At 72.0% G+C, this 16,058-nt stretch carries 17 protein-coding genes and 1 pseudogene; 3 read left to right on the top strand and 15 right to left on the bottom strand.

The window, feature by feature from the left end:
- Window positions 1-142 precede the first annotated feature (142 nt).
- A pseudogene (locus GA0074694_RS32180) lies at window positions 143-844 on the top strand (DedA family protein); the annotation flags it as partial.
- Window positions 845-1,637: 793 nt separating this feature from the next.
- Here GA0074694_RS32180 and GA0074694_RS07450 read toward each other — a convergent pair.
- The 15 genes from GA0074694_RS07450 to GA0074694_RS07380 all read right to left on the bottom strand — a co-directional run bounded on the left by GA0074694_RS07450 (window position 1,638) and on the right by GA0074694_RS07380 (window position 14,232).
- On the bottom strand, window positions 1,638-2,015 hold the full coding sequence (locus tag GA0074694_RS07450) for an ArsR/SmtB family transcription factor (RefSeq protein ID WP_076468717.1): 378 nt from the start codon (window positions 2,013-2,015) through the stop codon (window positions 1,638-1,640).
- A 56-nt stretch (window positions 2,016-2,071) separates the two neighbouring features.
- Entirely contained in the window at window positions 2,072-2,611 is a 540-nt protein-coding gene (gene pyrE, locus GA0074694_RS07445; RefSeq protein ID WP_091454486.1) for an orotate phosphoribosyltransferase, read from the bottom strand.
- 166 nt (window positions 2,612-2,777) lie between these two features.
- Entirely contained in the window at window positions 2,778-3,602 is an 825-nt protein-coding gene (locus GA0074694_RS07440; protein ID WP_245714581.1) for an SDR family NAD(P)-dependent oxidoreductase, read from the bottom strand.
- Between the two features lie 10 nt (window positions 3,603-3,612).
- Window positions 3,613-4,224 carry a hypothetical protein gene (locus tag GA0074694_RS07435; RefSeq protein ID WP_091454480.1) on the bottom strand — a complete coding sequence of 204 codons (612 nt, stop codon included), beginning with the start codon at window positions 4,222-4,224 and terminating at the stop codon, window positions 3,613-3,615.
- A gap of 74 nt (window positions 4,225-4,298) precedes the next feature.
- On the bottom strand, window positions 4,299-5,156 hold the full coding sequence (locus GA0074694_RS07430) for a hypothetical protein (protein WP_091454476.1): 858 nt from the start codon (window positions 5,154-5,156) through the stop codon (window positions 4,299-4,301).
- Between the two features lie 130 nt (window positions 5,157-5,286).
- Window positions 5,287-6,855, bottom strand: coding sequence for a polyamine aminopropyltransferase (locus tag GA0074694_RS07425; RefSeq protein ID WP_091454473.1), 1,569 nt, complete (start codon window positions 6,853-6,855; stop codon window positions 5,287-5,289).
- On the bottom strand, window positions 6,852-7,616 hold the full coding sequence (locus GA0074694_RS07420) for a hypothetical protein (RefSeq protein ID WP_245714580.1): 765 nt from the start codon (window positions 7,614-7,616) through the stop codon (window positions 6,852-6,854). Before GA0074694_RS07420 ends, GA0074694_RS07425 begins: the two co-directional genes overlap by 4 nt.
- The gene (locus GA0074694_RS07415; protein WP_091454469.1) at window positions 7,616-8,038 is read right to left on the bottom strand and encodes a DUF350 domain-containing protein; all 423 of its coding nucleotides are present in this window, start codon (window positions 8,036-8,038) and stop codon (window positions 7,616-7,618) included. Before GA0074694_RS07415 ends, GA0074694_RS07420 begins: the two co-directional genes overlap by 1 nt.
- A gap of 50 nt (window positions 8,039-8,088) precedes the next feature.
- Window positions 8,089-8,514, bottom strand: coding sequence for a DUF4247 domain-containing protein (locus tag GA0074694_RS07410; protein ID WP_091454466.1), 426 nt, complete (start codon window positions 8,512-8,514; stop codon window positions 8,089-8,091).
- Window positions 8,511-9,035: a DUF2617 family protein gene (locus GA0074694_RS07405; RefSeq protein ID WP_091454463.1), complete on the bottom strand. Its 525-nt coding sequence runs from the start codon at window positions 9,033-9,035 to the stop codon at window positions 8,511-8,513. Before GA0074694_RS07405 ends, GA0074694_RS07410 begins: the two co-directional genes overlap by 4 nt.
- Window position 9,036: 1 nt before the next feature.
- Window positions 9,037-9,675: a DUF4178 domain-containing protein gene (locus GA0074694_RS07400; protein ID WP_091454459.1), complete on the bottom strand. Its 639-nt coding sequence runs from the start codon at window positions 9,673-9,675 to the stop codon at window positions 9,037-9,039.
- An 83-nt stretch (window positions 9,676-9,758) separates the two neighbouring features.
- On the bottom strand, window positions 9,759-9,953 hold the full coding sequence (locus GA0074694_RS07395) for a hypothetical protein (protein WP_091454456.1): 195 nt from the start codon (window positions 9,951-9,953) through the stop codon (window positions 9,759-9,761).
- Between the two features lie 64 nt (window positions 9,954-10,017).
- A complete protein-coding gene (locus tag GA0074694_RS07390; RefSeq protein WP_091454453.1) occupies window positions 10,018-10,389 on the bottom strand; it encodes a hypothetical protein in 372 nt (123 codons plus the stop codon).
- Between the two features lie 103 nt (window positions 10,390-10,492).
- A complete protein-coding gene (clpB, locus tag GA0074694_RS07385) occupies window positions 10,493-13,084 on the bottom strand; it encodes an ATP-dependent chaperone ClpB (protein ID WP_091454450.1) in 2,592 nt (863 codons plus the stop codon).
- Between the two features lie 86 nt (window positions 13,085-13,170).
- Window positions 13,171-14,232: a beta propeller repeat protein gene (locus GA0074694_RS07380; RefSeq protein ID WP_141713991.1), complete on the bottom strand. Its 1,062-nt coding sequence runs from the start codon at window positions 14,230-14,232 to the stop codon at window positions 13,171-13,173.
- A 78-nt stretch (window positions 14,233-14,310) separates the two neighbouring features.
- Between GA0074694_RS07380 and GA0074694_RS07375 the strand changes: the two genes are divergently transcribed.
- Together GA0074694_RS07375 and GA0074694_RS07370 are read left to right on the top strand one after the other, a co-directional pair.
- A complete protein-coding gene (locus tag GA0074694_RS07375; protein ID WP_091458796.1) occupies window positions 14,311-14,811 on the top strand; it encodes a cation:proton antiporter regulatory subunit in 501 nt (166 codons plus the stop codon).
- A 7-nt stretch (window positions 14,812-14,818) separates the two neighbouring features.
- Window positions 14,819-16,024 (top strand): cation:proton antiporter, encoded by a 1,206-nt coding sequence (locus GA0074694_RS07370; protein ID WP_091454444.1) that lies wholly within the window; start codon window positions 14,819-14,821, stop codon window positions 16,022-16,024.
- The last annotated feature ends 34 nt before the right edge of the window (window positions 16,025-16,058 follow it).

Here is a 16,058-nt window from a genome sequence, read left to right as displayed (position 1 = left end):
CGTACCGCCTCACGTGTCGGCACCACGACCGGCACGCTGCGACGTCCGGCACCGGGTGCCACGCGCGGCGACCTAGACTTACCGGAGCCGTCGCCGGTGGCGTACCCGCCACCCCCAACTGGCAGATCCCGGAGGTCACCTCGTGCCGACGCCCACCACCACCCTGGCCCTGGGCCCGGAATGGCTCGACCCGGAGTGGTTGATTTCGACGTTCGGGTTGCTCGGCATCCTGGCCATCGTCTTCGCCGAGTCCGGCCTGCTGATCGGGTTCTTCCTACCGGGTGACTCGCTGTTGTTCACCGCCGGCCTGCTCACCGCCGATGGCAAGTACATCACCTATCCACTGTGGCTGGTCTGCCTGTTGATCACCCTCTCGGCCATCGCCGGGGACCAGGTCGGCTACGCCTTCGGGCGCAAGGTGGGGCCGGCGCTGTTCCGTCGCCCCAACTCGAAGCTGTTCAAGCAGGAGAACGTCCTCAAGGCACACGAGTTCTTCGAGAAGTACGGCGCCCGCTCGATCGTGCTGGCCCGGTTCGTGCCGATCGTGCGGACCTTCACCCCGATCGTGGCCGGGGTCAGCCGGATGGACTACCGCACCTTCGTGATCTACAACGTGATCGGGGGCGTCCTCTGGGGCACCGGGGTCACCGTGCTCGGCTACTTCCTCGGGCAGATCCCGTTCGTCAAGGCCCACATCGAGATGATCCTGATCGGCATCGTGGTGGTCTCGGTGGTCCCGATCGCGATCGAGCTGCTGCGGGCGAGAATGGCGGCGAAGCGGGGCACGACGCCGGAGGAGAAGGCCGCCGCCGAGGAGGCGATCCGGGAGACCCGCGAGCACTACGCGGACCAGCAGTCGCCGTACGGCGGACAGCCGTACCCGAACGACGGCGCACAGCCGTACGGTGGCCAACCCCAGCCGGGTGGCGGTCAGGTCTACGGCGGCGGCGCGCAGCAGCACCGGGGCGGTCAGATCTACGGAAGCGGCCAGCAGTACGGCGGCCAGCCGTACCGGGAGGACCCGCAGCCCCACGGCGGTCAGCCGTACCCGGGGAGCGGCCAGCCGTACCCGGGCGGCGGTCAGCAGTCCTACGGCGGCGCGGCCTACGGCGGGCAGGAGCAGTACCAGGACGGCCCGCGGCCCGGGTACGACAGCACCCGACCGGTGTACGGCGGGCAGCAGCCCTACCGCGACGACCAGCCCTACGGCGGTGGACAGCAGCCCTACAGCGGCGGACAGCCCTACGGCAGTGGCCCGGCCCAGGGCCACGGGCAGGAGTACGAGGAGCGGCCGGCACCGCCGCCCTACGGCGGCCAACCCCACCACGGCGGTCAGCAGTACGGGCACCACTGAGGGCCGTACCGGCCGGAGCGGGAAGTCGCCCGACGCGTTCATCCGCGCGTCGGGCACCAGCCCCTCCCGCACGGCGCACGGGAGCCGGCCGCGGGCCGGCCGGGACGTCGGTCCGGGCGGCGCACCCGTGTGTCACGGGTACGCCGGAGACCGTCCCGACCGGCAGCGGGCATTCCGAGGACGGCCGCCAGGTTCGGCGGCCGGTCGGTACCACACCGGTCGAACCCTCCCGGCTGCCTGGCGCGCCTCTCCTAATGGAGCAGCACCAGACGACCGGGAAGGGTCAGCGAGCCTTCTTGGTGGCGCGCTTACGGGGCGGGGTCAGCAGGTCGGCGATCGTGGCGATCGCGGTCGGCACCAGCCGGTAGTACGCCCACACGCCGCGCTTCTCCCGCTCCAGCAAGCCGGCCTCGGTGAGGATACGCAGGTGGTGGCTGACCGTCGGCTGCGAGAGGCCGAGGGGCGCGGTCAGGTCGCAAACGCACGCCTCGCCCTCGGGAGCCGACTGGATCAGGCTGAGCAGCCGCAGCCGGGCGGGGTCGGCGAGGGCCTTGAGGACCCCCGCCAGCCGCTCGGCATCGGCACGTTCGATCGGCTCGCCGGCAAGCGGCGAGATCTGAGGCATAGTCATTTCAGCCAACGCAGTTCCCACGTTTTCCATCCTTCCACCAGCAGCATCGAAACGCCTGCATATCCGCAATCCGAATCGGCAGGCTTTTAGGCCACAAGGCCGAGGTCAGCCAACGTATAGGCCGCCCGGTAGGGCAATCCGGCGGCTCGCACGGCGTCACCGGCGCCTCGATCAACAATAACCGCTACGCCGACGACTTCAGCCCCTGCCTCATGTAACGCTTCAACTGCGGTGAGTACACTCCCACCGGTCGTTGAGGTATCTTCCACCGCCAATACCCGACGCCCGGATACTTCAGGCCCTTCGATGCGGCGTTGCAACCCGTGCGCCTTACCTTCCTTGCGCACGACGAAGGCGTCGAGCGGTCGTCCCGTACCCGCTGCGGCGTGCAGCATCGACAGAGCGACCGGGTCGGCACCGAGGGTCAGGCCACCGACTGCGTCGAACTCCCAGTCGGCGGTGAGATCCACCAGGACGCGCCCCACCAACGGAGCGGCCTGGTGATGGAGCGTGACGCGGCGCAGATCGACGTACCAATCTGCCTCGCGCCCCGAGGAGAGCATCACCCGCCCATGGACCACGGCCAGGTCGGCGATGAATTTACGCAGGTCGTCGCGGTCCCCCATGCCGCACAAGGGTACTGCTCAACTCTGGGAGCCGTGGGTCGGGTCCACCCTTGGTCAGCCCTGTGGGCGACGACGGGTGGTGATGTACGCCTACTCTGCGCGACAGGTCGGTGGGGTTCGGGTGATCACACCCGGCGAGGCCCCGTGGACCGGGGGCCGGACGCGGTCAGCGTCCGTCACGTCCCGCGAGAGTCCTGCCGCGCCGGGTGAGGCGGTGCAGCAGCCGCTGCGGGGTGTGCCGCAGCGCCACGACCGCGAGCTTGTACTTCCAGTCGGGAACGCTTACCAGGCGCCCTTTTCGCAGGTCGCGTAGGCCCTCGTCGATGACCTCGTCGGCGTCGAGCCAGATCCAGCCAGGCATCGACGACGTGTCGATGCCGGCCCGCTGGTGGAACTCGGTACGGGTGAAACCCGGACAGAGAGCCATCACCCGCACGCCATGGGGGCGTGCGGCCTGACCCACCGACTCGCTGAAGTTGGTCACCCAGGCCTTGGTGGCGGAGTACGTCGATCCGGCCTCGACCGCACCGAAACCTGCGACGGAAGAGACATTAATCACTGCCCCCTGTCGCCGGGCGGTCATCGTCGGCAGCACCGCATGGGTCAGTCGCATCACGGACACGACGTTCAGCCGCAGCAGCCGGGCCTCGTCCGCGACGGTGGTCCGCAGGAAGGACCGGGTGAGCGCGATGCCGGCGTTGTTGACCAGCAGGTCGACCGGACGCCCCTCGGTGAGTCGCCGTTCCACGGCGACGCAGCCGTCCTCGGTGGAGAGATCGGCCGGCAGGGTCTCCACCGTGCGGCCGTGCCGTTCGGTCAGCTCTGCGGCGAACCCGCTGAGTCGGGTGGCGTCCCGGGCGACCAGCACGAGGTCGTACCCGTCCCGGGCCAGCCGCCGGGCGAACGCCGCGCCGATGCCGGCTGTCGCTCCGGTGACCACCGCGAGCGGGTCGGTACGGCCGGGGGCAACCGGGTCGGGCGTCGCGGGCACGGGCGGATCCTCACCTGGACGGGACGGAATGGCCGGGGAACTCTCGTGGAGCGGGCCCCGACGCCGGACGTCGCCGGTGATGGGCATCGACCGACGGCAGGGCCAGCAGCACGGCTACCACAAGGTAACCGAGCACCTGACCGACCGAAAGCCCCGCATTGAGCGGGATCCACCCGTCCGGATAGGCGTCGGTGAGGGCGTTCAGCAGTTGGGCGGTGGTGCCTTCGTCGGCGTCCAGCCGGAACGGGACCAACCGCTGCCCGACCAGGAGGGCCAGCGCCCCGCCGCCGGCAAGCAGACCGAGCCCGCAGACGACCCAGGTCGTCACGCGCACCCCGGCGCGACCGGCGAGCAGCCCGACGGCGAGCGCGACGAGCAGCGCCCCGACCGCCACCGCGAGCAGCGCGGTCGACACTGCCGTGGTCCGTACCAGCGTCACCAAACCGTCCACCGCGCCCCGGTCGGGGACGTCCGTGGTGGTGGACCGGAGACGCGCGACCGTGCCGTCCAGTGTCACCAGGGCGGCGACCGCGTACGCGACCCCGGCGGTCGCCATGGTGACGAGCAGCCCGGCGGCGAACCCGACGACGGGTGGCCGTCGGGGCGGAAACTGTTCCGACACGAGACGATCCCTCCGGGTAGGCGTCGCGTTGCAACCTACTCGGAGGGATCGTCGTACGTCCCGCTTATCGGTGGTCAGCCCGCCGAGGGCGGCCGGTCAGCCGGCGGGTTCTGGTCGCCGGAGGGGCCGTCGGAGCCACCGGCCGGAGGCTGCTCCGGCTGGCCGGTCCCGGAGGGCGGCAGATAGCCGGGGGCGGGCGGGTAGCCCGGCTGGCCCTGGATCGGGTAGCCCGGCTGGCCCGACGGCGGCTGCCCCGGGTAGCCCGGGGCCGACGGGTAGCCCGGCTGACCGGTCGTCGGGTAGCCCGGCGTACCGGACGGGTATCCGGGGTAGGCGCCCGGGACCGGGGGCTCCCAGGCCGGCTGCTGCTTGCGGAAGAACTGGTTCGAGGCGGGCAGGGCCAGCAGCACCAGCGCCGCGATCAGCGCGAGCACCGCGAGCACGTTGACCAGCGTGCTGACCGGGGTGTACCAGGACGGAAGGGCCTCCTCCAGCCGGCGAGCGATCTCCTCCTGGCTGGGCATGTCGGCGCTGGAACCACCGACCGGGCCGCTGAACGAGCCGGCCGCCCCGCTGATCAGGCCGCCACCGCTGCAACAGAGGAGGACCCCGCCGAGCACCCAGGTGGTGATCCGGGCACCGTTCTTCCCCCGGTTGTTCAGCACTGCCAGCACCACCAGCCCCACCGCCAGGAGCAGGGTGACGATGCCCGCCCCCACGGCGACGACGGTGGCGAAGTCGGCGACCGCGTCCATCCCGTTGACCGAGCTGTCGCGGTACGCGTCCTCCAGCACCCGACGGGTGTCGCCGATGGTGGCGAGGGTGAGCACCAGGTTGATCACCTGGATGACGGCCACCAGGATCAGCAGATAGCTGGATATCGTCACGCTGCCCGGGCGCGCCCGGGCCGGGGTGCTGTGGGTTTCGGCCACGACTCTCCTTCCCTTGGATCGCCACCACACCGTAGCGGCATTCCGCCAGCCGTACGGGACGGACGGGACGGACCCGCCGGGCGACGCGGGTGCCCTACCCGCTCGCGTGCGGCGGCAACCCCGCAGCAGCTCAGTAGCCGCGCCACTCCGCGCGGGCGTACTTCAGCACCTTCGGTTCGAGCAGGGTGGAGGCGGGCACGTCGACCCGACGCCGGTCGGCGGGGAACGTCCCGGCCGCGGCCAGCGTGCCGGTGTCCAGGAACCGCAGCGACGGCGCGTCGGCGGGCAGTTCCAGCGGGGGCGGGGTGGGGCCGGGGGCGGCCAGCACGAACCCCCAGTCGCCGAACGACGGTACGTCCACGTGGTACGGCCGGGTGGCGAAGCCGGCCGCCCGTACCGATGCCTCGATCGACCAGTACGACCGGGGTGCGAAGTACGGCGAACCGGACTGCACCACCAACCGCCCCGAGTCGGCGAGCGCCGAGCGGACCAACGAGTAGAACTCGACGGTGTAGAGCTTCGCGGTGGCCGTCTCGTCCGGGTCGGGCAGGTCCGCCACCACCACGTCGAATCGTTCCCCGACGGTGCGCAGCCAGCCGAACGCGTCGGCGTGCACCACGCGTACCCGGGGGTCGGCGAAGGCGTCTCCGTTGAGCTGGCGCAGCTGCGCCTCGCTCCGGGCCAGCGCCACCACGGCCGGGTCGAGGTCGACCACGGTCACCCGGCGCACGTCCGGGTAGCGCAGCAGCTCCCGGACGGCCAGCCCGTCCCCGGCCCCGAGCACCAGCACCTCGCCGCGCGGGCCGCGCAGCGCCGGATGCACCAGCGCCTCGTGGTAGCGGTACTCGTCAACCGAGCTGAACTGGAGATCGCCGTTGAGGAAGAGCCGCAGGTCGGTGGCCTGCCGGTCCACCTCGGCCACCGACCGGGTCAGCACGATCTCCTGGTAGCGGCTGCGCTCGGCGTGCACCACCGGATCCCGGTAGAGCTGCTGTCGGGCGGTCACCTCGAAGTCCCGGGCGGTGATCCAGGCGTACGAGAGGCAGAGCGCGACCACGACGGACCCGACGGTGATCGTGACGTGCGCCCGGCGGCTCAGCTCCCGCCGGAACACCGTGACCACCAGGGCCACCCCGGCGACGGCGTTCACCGCGCCGACCACCAGCGCCCCCTTGAGCTGCCCGAAGACCGGGAGCAGCAGGAACGGGAAGGCGAGCCCGCCGAGCAGCGCGCCGACGTAGTCGGCGGCGAACAGGTCGGCCACCGCGCTGCCGGCGGACTGCTCCCGGATCCGTTGCAGCAGCACCATCAGCAGCGGGATCTCCGCGCCGATCAGCAGCCCGAGCACGAACGCTGTGCCGACCAGGGCCGGCCCGTAGAGGTCCAGCCAGGCGAAGGCCGCGTAGAGGCCGAGCACCGAAAGCCCGCCGAGCAGCGCCAGCAGCAGCTCGACCAGGGCGAACGCGGCGGCGGCCCGGGACTGGAGCGGCTTCGCGGCGAGCGCGCCGACACCCATCGCGAAGACCATCACACCGAGCACGATCGACGCCTGACCGACCGTGTCGCCGATCAGGTAACTGCCGAGCGCGACCAGGGCCAGCTCGTAGACCAGGCCGCAGGCCGCGCAGACGAAGACCGCGACCAGGACCGCCGAGCGGGCCAGTCGCCAACGCGGACGTTCCGGTGCCCCGGTGCTCACGGCCTCTGCCGGTCGTGCCGGACGCCCCTGCCCGCCACGCCCTGCGCAGCCGTCCGCCGTTCCTTGCCGCGCCGCACGAAACCGACGGTGAACAGGATCACGGTGACCAGCAGCAGGCCGGCGACGGCGACGAAGTAGCCCCAGCGGTCCCGCCACATGTCGTTGGCCGTGTCCGGCAACGGCGGGGCAGCCGTGTCCGGGGCGGCGGTGGCGACCGGGGCCGGATCGGCCAGGCCCCGCTCGGCCAGCAGCAGCGGCAGGACGACCGCGGCGCGGGTGGTGGCCCAGCCGGGTTCGTCGATGAACACCTCGTCGTCCAGCCCGAACCGCTCCAGGCCCTGCTCGACGACGAAGAGGTCGGTGCGGTCGAAGTCGCTGGAACCCTCGATGCTGACGAGGGCGTAGTCCTTGGACTCGCTGCTCTGCGGCGTCCAGGTGACGTTCGCAACGACCTGGACCCAGCGGAGGCACCGGGAGTCGTCGACCGGAGTGCCGTCGCCGAGGTTCGATCCCACGCTGACCGTGTGGCTGCCCTCCGCCAGCTGCCAGCCGTAGCAGATGCCCTGCGCCTCGGTGGCACGCTCCAGCACCGCCACGGTGTCGGTGCGCTCGGTCGCGGTGGGCGCCGGGACGAGGTCGCTGGTGCCGCCGTTGAAGACGGCGGGCAGCACGCATGCGGCGACCACCACGAAGGTGATCACCACCGTCCAGACGACCGCTGTCGTCGAGGAGGTCTTCCTCGCCGTCGTGGGGCCCGCCATCAGCTGATCGCGGCGGCGATGATGGCGCCGGTGGCGAGGTGGACGACGGCGCTGACCCAGACCGCCGGATGCGGCTCCGGGTCGACCAGGAGTTGACCGAGCTTCCCGGGCGTCGCCACGTCCAGCACCACGAACGCGGCGGCCATGATGACCAGTCCGAGAATCCCGTACGAGGCGGCACCGACGATGCCGAGGACGAAGTCGTCCTCGCTGGCCACGATGGCGGCCACCACGGTGATGCCGACGCTGGCCAGGTTGGAGGCGAGCAGCAGCGCCGCGTTCCGGTTGCGCTGCGTCCAGATCAGTTCGTTGAGCCGGCCGGGGGTGGCCACGTCGACGAGGACGTAGCCGACGGCCATGAGGACGACGCCGACCGCCCCGTAGGCGAGGGTGACCAGCAGATCGTTGACAAGGGTCTGCACGGTGGGACTCCGAGAATGAGGGGTTTGGGTCGGGGATACCGACGGTCAGATCACTTGCCGCTGCCCGGGCCGCCGCCACGGACGGTGCTGCCGCGCCCCCAGCCCCAGCTGTTACCCACCGTCGAGTGGTAGCGCGGGTAGGCGGTGGAGACGCGTTCGAGCAGGATCAGCGACCCGGCCGCCACCGGCAGGATCACCACCGAGTCGTCGTCGTAGCGGAGGTAGACGCCGCTGCTGTCGACGTACTGGTCGGCCGGCTTCCAGGCGTCGGTCACCTCGTCCGCCACCTCGCTCGGCCGCTTGGTGGAGCTGTACGCGAGCGCGTCCCTGCCGATGTCCTGGCTGGCGGCCCGGCTGTACCGGTCCTCGACGTAGCCGCGGGGCGAGAAGTTGCCGTAGAAGATCGCGAAAGCGGCGACCAGTACGCCGACCACGGCGAAGACCGCGCCCACCACGAACCACCGTCGGTACGTCACAGTGTCACCACCGTCTCGGTCAGGACCAGCTCATTGGTCTGCGGGTACGCGTGCCAGGTGCGCCAGCGCACCGAGTCCGATCCGGGGCCCGGGACGACCGCCAGGGCGGTCACCGCGTCCGGGTCACCGGGAAAGACGCCGACCAGGGCGTACGGGTCGTCGGCCAGCTCGCTGCGGAGGGCGGCGACCCGGCTGCTCAGGCCACCCGGCTCCGGCCGGAGCACGGTCGCGGAGAAGGAGTAGCCGTCCGCCGGCTCGTGCACCGTGCTCGGCAGGTCCGGTCGCCGCCCCGGCAGGCAGGCGACCGTCTCGGCCAGCACCACCGGATCGGGCGTGCCGGCCGTCGCGGTCCCACCCAGGAGCACCTGGTGGGACGCGCCGAGCAGGCGCAGCCGGATCGGCCGTCCGCCGGGCAGGTCCAGGTCGAGCACGTACAGGGCGGGTAGCTCCGGGTCGCCGAGCGCCAGGCTGAGGTCGGCGGCGCTGGTGTCGACGTACGGCGCGTCCAGACTGACCAGCACGTCAGCCCACCTTCTCCGGGCCGGCCTGCGGGTAGACCATCACCTCGGGGCGGCGCAGCAGCTCGCCCCGGGCCACCTCCCAGCCGGCGTCGCCGTACTTCTCGAAGGAGAGCCGGGCATCGCCGGAGGCCGTGTAGTCGTGGTACCGGACGCTGCCGGTGGGGGCGAGCCCGGTGGTGCCGGTGGCGGTCCACCGGGCCTGGCCCGACTCGTCGCTGCGGTACCGCCGGCCGTCGAAGTCGACGGTCTGCGGGCCGGGGGTGACCGTGGCATCCGGCTCGGCGGTCCAGAGCACCAGCTCCAGGTCCGGGTCCTCCTCCACGGACAGCCAGCGCTTCGTGCCGTCGGCGGTGTCCAGCAGGTGCTCGTCCCAGCTCCAGCCACCCTCGGTGAGGTGCAGCGAGCCACGCACCGCGTAGGTCACCTGCCGGATCTCGACGAGGTCGCCGGGACGCAGCCGACGCGGGTCGCCCCGCAGGGCGTCGGCGTCGTGGTCGCGGAACGGGTCGGCGGCGGTCGGCGAGGTCGGGACGGGCGGGCGTCGACGGGACCTGGAGAGGGCGACGACGATGACGACCGCCCCGGCCACGCCGACCAGGCAGCCAACCGCCGTCACCAGGTACGCCAGTGTCCCGCTCACCCTCGCCTGCCTCTCGTCGCGCCGGCGCCTGACGGTAACAACCGCGCGCACCTGCGCAAACACCAGTGCCGTTGAGCGACCGGTCAGCTACCGGGAGTTGCCGGGGCGGTGTCCGACGGCTCCTCGGGCTCCGGGGGCGGGGGCAGGTACACCGCGGCGGCGACGGTCAGGCCGACCACCACGAGCAGCACACCGACGGCGGCGAGCTGCCACCAGAAGGCGACGGTCACGGTGGTGGGCCCGGCCGGACATACCGGCCCGTCGACGGTGGCGGTCACCGACGGTACGGGGACGCGGCCACCCGGGGCAGGCCCGTTCAGCCGGTGCCGGCCGTACTGATGATCATTCCGCGGCGAGCTGCTCGGTGGCGTACTCGCGCAGTGTCCGGTGGCCCATGATGCAGCCGGCGAAGGTGACGAACTCCCCGTCGGAGCCGGCGAGCCGCCGCCAGGCGCTGCGGGCCGCCGCCGGGTCGATCTCCTCCAGCAGCGTCGCCGCGTACGCCCGACCGGCCGGCGAGCCGTGCTCCAGCAGCCAGTCGACCCGGACGCGGACCTCGTCCGGGTGCTCCGGCAGGGCCGCCTCCAGCCGGCGGTACGCCTCGGTCTCGGGCAGGATCCGGGCCGCGAACCCGACCCCGGCGAAGGCCACCGTGTCCGTGCCGGCCAGCTGCTCGGCGTCCCGCTCGATCTGCGACCGCTTCCGTCTCCACATACCGGTTCCTTTCCCGGTCGGGCCACCCCGACCGGACGGTCGAGAGTTTCGCGTCCCGGCCCGGTCGGGCCGGGACGCGAACCTCCGGTTCGACGCGGGTGGATCAGGCGGAGGTGACGGTGAGGGCTTCCTTGGTGTCGGCCAGGTCGACCCGGACCGTGTCCCCGTCGCGGATCTGGCCGGCGAGCAGGGCCCTGGCGAGTTGGTCGCCGATGGCGGACTGGACCAGGCGGCGCAGCGGGCGGGCGCCGTAGATCGGGTCGTAGCCGTGCTCGGCGAGCCAGGCACGGGCCGGCTCGGTGATCTCCAGGCCGAGGCGGCGGTCGGCGAGCCGCTTGCGCATCCGCCCCAGCTGGATGTCCACGATGGACCGGAGGTCGTCACCGTGCAGGGCGGCGAAGACCACGATGTCGTCCAGCCGGTTGAGGAACTCCGGCTTGAAGTGCGACCGGACCACCGCGAGCACGCCCTCCCGGCGCTGCTCCTCGGCGAGCGTCAGGTCGCTGATCACCGACGAGCCGAGGTTCGAGGTGAGGATCAGGATGGCGTTGCGGAAGTCGACGGTGCGGCCCTGACCGTCGGTGAGCCGACCGTCGTCGAGCACCTGGAGCAGGATGTCGAAGACGTCCGGGTGGGCCTTCTCCACCTCGTCCAGCAGGATCACCGAGTACGGCCGGCGACGCACCGCCTCGGTGAGCTGGCCGCCCTCCTCGTAGCCGACGTAGCCGGGCGGGGCACCGACGAGCCGGGCCACCGAGTGCTTCTCGCCGTACTCGCTCATGTCGATGCGGACCATGGCCCGCTCGTCGTCGAAGAGGAACTCGGCGAGCGCCTTGGCCAGCTCGGTCTTGCCGACACCGGTCGGGCCGAGGAAGAGGAAGCTGCCAGTGGGGCGGTCCGGGTCGGCGACCCCGGCGCGGGCGCGACGGACCGCGTCGGAGACCGCGCCGACCGCCTCGGACTGGCCGACCACCCGGGCCCGCAGCGACTCCTCCATCCGGAGCAGTTTCGCCGTCTCGCCCTCCAGCAGCCGGCCGGCGGGGATGCCGGTCCAGGAGGCGACCACGGCGGCGATGTCGTCCGCGCCGACCTCCTCCTTGAGCATCGCGCCGTCGGCCTGGAGCCGGGCCAGTTCCTCCTCCGCCTTCGCCAGGTCGGCCTTGAGCGCGGGAATCCGGCCGTACCGCAGCTCGGCGGCGCGTTCCAGCTCACCGTCCCGCTCGGCCCGCTCGGCCTCGCCGCCGAGCCGTTCCAGCTCCTCCTTGGCGGTGGAGAGCTTGGTGATGTGGTCCTTCTCCAGCTTCCAGCGGTCGGAGAGCGCGGTGAGCTGTTCCCGCTTGTCGGCCAACTCCTTGCGCAGCCGTTCGAGGCGTTCGGCGGAGGCCGCGTCCGGCTCCTTGGCCAGCGCCATCTCCTCGATCTCCAGCCGGCGTACCGCCCGCTCGATCTCGTCCACCTCGACCGGCCGGGAGTCGATCTCCATCCGCAGCCGGGAGGCGGACTCGTCGACCAGGTCGATCGCCTTGTCCGGCAGGAACCGGTCGGTGATGTAGCGGTCCGACAGGGAGGCGGCGGCGACGAGGGCGGCGTCGGTGATCCGTACCCCGTGGTGCACCTCGTAGCGCTCCTTGAGGCCGCGCAGGATGCCGATGGTGTCCTCGATGGTCGGTTCGCCGACCAGCACCGGCTGAAAGCGCCGCTCCAGGGCCGGGTCCTTCTCGATGTGCTCGCGGTACTCGTCGAGGGTGGTCGCGCCGACCATCCGCAGCTCACCCCGGGCCAGCATCGGCTTGAGCATGTTGCCGGCGTCCATCGAGCCCTCGCCCTTGCCCGCGCCGACCACGGTGTGCAGCTCGTCGAGGAAGGTGATGACCTGCCCGTTGGAGTTCTTGATCTCCTCCAGGACGGACTTCAGCCGCTCCTCGAACTGGCCCCGGTACTGCGCGCCGGCGACCATCGCGCCGAGGTCGAGCGAGACGAGCTTCTTGTCCCGCAGCGACTCGGGCACGTCACCGGCGACGATCCGCTGGGCCAGGCCTTCGACGATCGCGGTCTTGCCGACGCCGGGCTCGCCGATCAGCACCGGGTTGTTCTTGGTACGCCGGGAGAGCACCTGGATGACGCGACGGATCTCCGAGTCCCGGCCGATGACCGGGTCGATCTTGCCGTCGCGGGCGCTGGCGGTCAGGTCGACGCCGTACTTCCCCAGGGCCTGGTAGGTCTGCTCGGGGTCGGCGGTGGTGACCCGCCGGTCCCCGCCCCGGATCGTCGGGAAGGCGGCGACCAGGTTCTCCTCGGTGGCCCCGGCGGCCTTCAGCGCGTTCGCCACCGCGCCGCCGACCCGGGCCAGCCCGGCGAGGAGGTGTTCGGTGGAGGTGTACTCGTCGCCGAGCGGCCGGGCGATCTGCTCGGCGGCCCCGATGGCGTTGACGAACTCCCGGGACAGGCTCGGCTCGGCGATGCTGGAGCCGCGCGCGGCGGGCAGGCCGTCGATCGCCCGTACGGTGGCCCGGCGCAGCTCGACCGGGTCGGACCCGGCGGCGCGCAGCAGGCCGGCGGCGGTGGAGCCGGCGGTGTCCAGCAGTGCCAGCAGCAGGTGCCAGGGTTCGACGGTGGCGTGCCCGCGCTGGTTGGCGACGGCGACGGCACCGGTGATGACCTCGCGGCTCTTGGTGGTGAGGCGTTCCGTGTTCATGGGCTCCCCCGGAATCGGCGTGTCCACTGAGAGAGACACAACCAGAGTTGAGCCTATTCCACTCAACTTCTAAGGTGTGAGCCGAGTCACACGTAACGGTCAGCCGTGGACGAGAGCGACCCTGGTCCAACGCGGCGCGCCGAAGGAGAAGCTGGCCAGGACGACGTCGTCCGGCCCACGGCGCAGAGCGTCCCGTCGGCGAGCACCATGAGGTGGTGCTCCGCGGTGAGCGGCCAGTTCATCCGGTGGTACCGGCCGCCTGCCACCATCCCGGCCCCGTCCGGCCCGGTCACCACGACCATGCCGCCGCCGACCGGAACCACCGACCGGATCCGCTCCGGCCGGTCCTCGGGTTGCACCAGCTCCCAGCCCGGGCCGCCCTCCCGCCACAACGCCGGGAAGGACGTCCGGTCCGGGCGCTCCCCGACCAGCCAGGCCGTGCCCGTCGCGTCGATCACGGCCCGGAGCACGCCCACCTCGCCGTCGGGCGGGGACACCGCCAGCCGCCACCAGCGCCGACCGCCGTCGGGCGAGACTGCGGCGACCGGCCGGCCGTCGTGCACCCCGGCCACGACGATCCGGTCGTCCCGCGAGGCGACGGTGTTGATGCCGGGTACGTCCGGCTGCTTGGCCAGGGGACGCAACCGGCGGCCGTCCCACTCGGCGACCTTCCCGGTGGACTCCACGATCTGGAACCGCCCCTGTGCCCCGACCCAGAGCGGGGGCGTGGAGCGGGAGTGGGTGAAGGTGGCGCCGCCGTCGGTGGAGGTGTACCAGCCGTGCGGTTCGCTGAGCAGCACGAGCAGGCCGGGGGCGGTGTAGAGCTGCTGGTTGGCGGCGCTCGGGCGGGGATGCCGCAGCTTGCGCCAGGACCGGCCGCCGTCGGCGGTGCCGTAGAGCAGGGCCGGGCAGGCGGGAGCAGCCGGCTTCCCGTCGCACACGGCGAAGAGGGCGTAACCGTCCCGCGCGTCGGCGAACTCGACGTACGGCCGGTCGTACCGTTCGGACACCGCCACCCGCACCCGGCGGACCTCGTCGAAGGAGGCCGGCAGCGGCCCCGGTGCGGTCGTCGCCGGGGCCGACGGGGTCGGCGCGACCGGTGGACGCCTTCGGACGTCGCCGATCGAACACGCCGTCAGAACAGGCACGACCAGCAGCGTGACCAGCGACCGAGAAGATCTTCCGAGCATGGCCCTCCTTGGCGCCGGTGCCGTAGCGTGGCGCGCGTGCGAGTACGTGTCGAACAGACTGCCCTACCGGGGATCGGTGTACGTCACGACCTGTTGACGGAGTCCGGACGCCGGCTCGGCGTGGTCTCCCACCGCAACGGCCGGCGTGACCTCGTCCTCTACGACCCGGACGATCCCGATTCCTGCCAGCACGACATACCGCTGACCGACGACGAGGCGGAGGCGCTGGCCGACATCCTCGGCGCGTCGCTGATGCTCGGGCAGCTCACCGGGCTGCGGGAGCAGGCCGCCGGGCTGCTCACCGAGCAGATCGCCATCCCGGCCGGCTCGAAGTACGTCAACCGACGACTCGGCGACACGAAGGCCCGGACCCGCACCAGCGCCTCCATCGTGGCGGTGCTGCGCGGTGGCGAGGTGATCGCCTCGCCCGGACCCACCTTCCGCTTCTCCGCCGGTGACGTGGTGGTCGTGGTCGGCACCCGCAAGGGGCTCGACGGGGTCACAGCCATCCTGGCCGACAGCGACCCGGACGGCTGAGGCGCGGATGCACGACTCCACCACGCTGCTCGTCGAGGTCGGCGCGCTGCTGTTCCTGCTCGGCCTCCTGGGCCGGCTCAGCCGCCGCATCGGTCTCTCCCCCATTCCGCTCTACCTGCTCGCCGGCCTCGCCGTCGGTCACGGCGGCATCCTGGAGATGCACGCCAGCGAGGAGTTCTTCGCCGTCGGCGCGGAGATCGGCGTCATCCTCCTGCTGGTCATGCTCGGCCTGGAGTACTCGGCGAACGAACTGGTCGGCAACCTGCGCTCGGCGGCCCCGGCGGGTCTGATCGACGCCCTGCTCAACGCGCTGCCGGGCGCGGCCTTCGCGCTGCTGCTCGGCTGGGACTGGATCGCCGCGGCGGTACTCGCCGGCATCACCTGGGTCTCGTCGTCCGGGGTGATCGCCAAGGTCCTCGCCGACCTGGGCCGGGTCGGTAACCGCGAGACGCCGGTGATCCTCTCCGTGCTGGTCATCGAGGACCTGGCCATGGCGCTCTACCTGCCGCTGGTCACCGCGCTGCTGGCCGGGGTCGGACTGCTCGGCGGCGGGATCGCCCTGACCATCGCGGTCGGGACGGTGCTGCTGGTGCTGGTCGTGGCGATCCGGTACGGCCATCTCATCTCCACCGCCATGTCCGCGAAGGACCCGGAGGCGCTGCTGCTCGGGGTGCTCGGGATGACCCTGCTGGTCGCCGGGATCGCGGCGAAGCTCCAGGTGTCGGCGGCGGTCGGCGCGTTCCTGGTCGGCATCGCGCTCTCCGGTCCGGTGGCGCACCACGCCACCGAGCTGCTCACCCCGCTGCGGGACCTCTTCGCCGCGGTCTTCTTCGTCTTCTTCGGTTTGGTCACCGACCCCCGGGACATCCCGCCCGTCCTGCTGCCGGCGCTCGCCCTGGCCGTGGTCACGATGGGGACGAAGACGCTCACCGGCTACCTGGCCGCCCGACGGGCCGGCATCGCCGAACCCGGCCGCTGGCGGGCCGGGCTCGCGCTGGTGCCCCGGGGCGAGTTCTCCATCGTCATCGCCGGGCTGGCGGTGGCCAGCGGTGAGGTCCCACCGGGGCTGGCCGCGCTCGCCACCGCGTACGTGCTGATCACCGTGGTGACCGGTCCGATGCTGGCGCGCCTGCCGGATTTCGCCTGGTTCAAGCAGTGGTTGCGACGTCGGGCGGCGGCCCGGCGGCTGGAACCGCTGCCCACCCCGGACTGACTCGCGGTCGGCCGGGTGCGGTCCGCCCGTACGG

It is taken from the genome of Micromonospora inyonensis (assembly GCF_900091415.1).
Classification (GTDB): domain Bacteria; phylum Actinomycetota; class Actinomycetes; order Mycobacteriales; family Micromonosporaceae; genus Micromonospora; species Micromonospora inyonensis.
This window is presented reverse-complemented; position numbering and strand designations above follow the sequence as displayed.

Bases quoted from the DNA above. Each gene is read 5' to 3' on its own strand.
- GA0074694_RS07450 (WP_076468717.1), bottom strand. From the start codon at position 2,015: ATGGAAAACGTGGGAACTGCGTTGGCTGAAATGACTATGCCTCAGATC.
- pyrE (WP_091454486.1), bottom strand. From the start codon at position 2,611: ATGGGGGACCGCGACGACCTGCGTAAATTCATCGCCGACCTGGCCGTG.
- GA0074694_RS07420 (WP_245714580.1), bottom strand. From the start codon at position 7,616: ATGGCGGGCCCCACGACGGCGAGGAAGACCTCCTCGACGACAGCGGTC.
- GA0074694_RS07390 (WP_091454453.1), bottom strand. From the start codon at position 10,389: ATGTGGAGACGGAAGCGGTCGCAGATCGAGCGGGACGCCGAGCAGCTG.
- clpB (WP_091454450.1), bottom strand. From the start codon at position 13,084: ATGAACACGGAACGCCTCACCACCAAGAGCCGCGAGGTCATCACCGGT.
- GA0074694_RS07370 (WP_091454444.1), top strand. From the start codon at position 14,819: ATGCACGACTCCACCACGCTGCTCGTCGAGGTCGGCGCGCTGCTGTTC.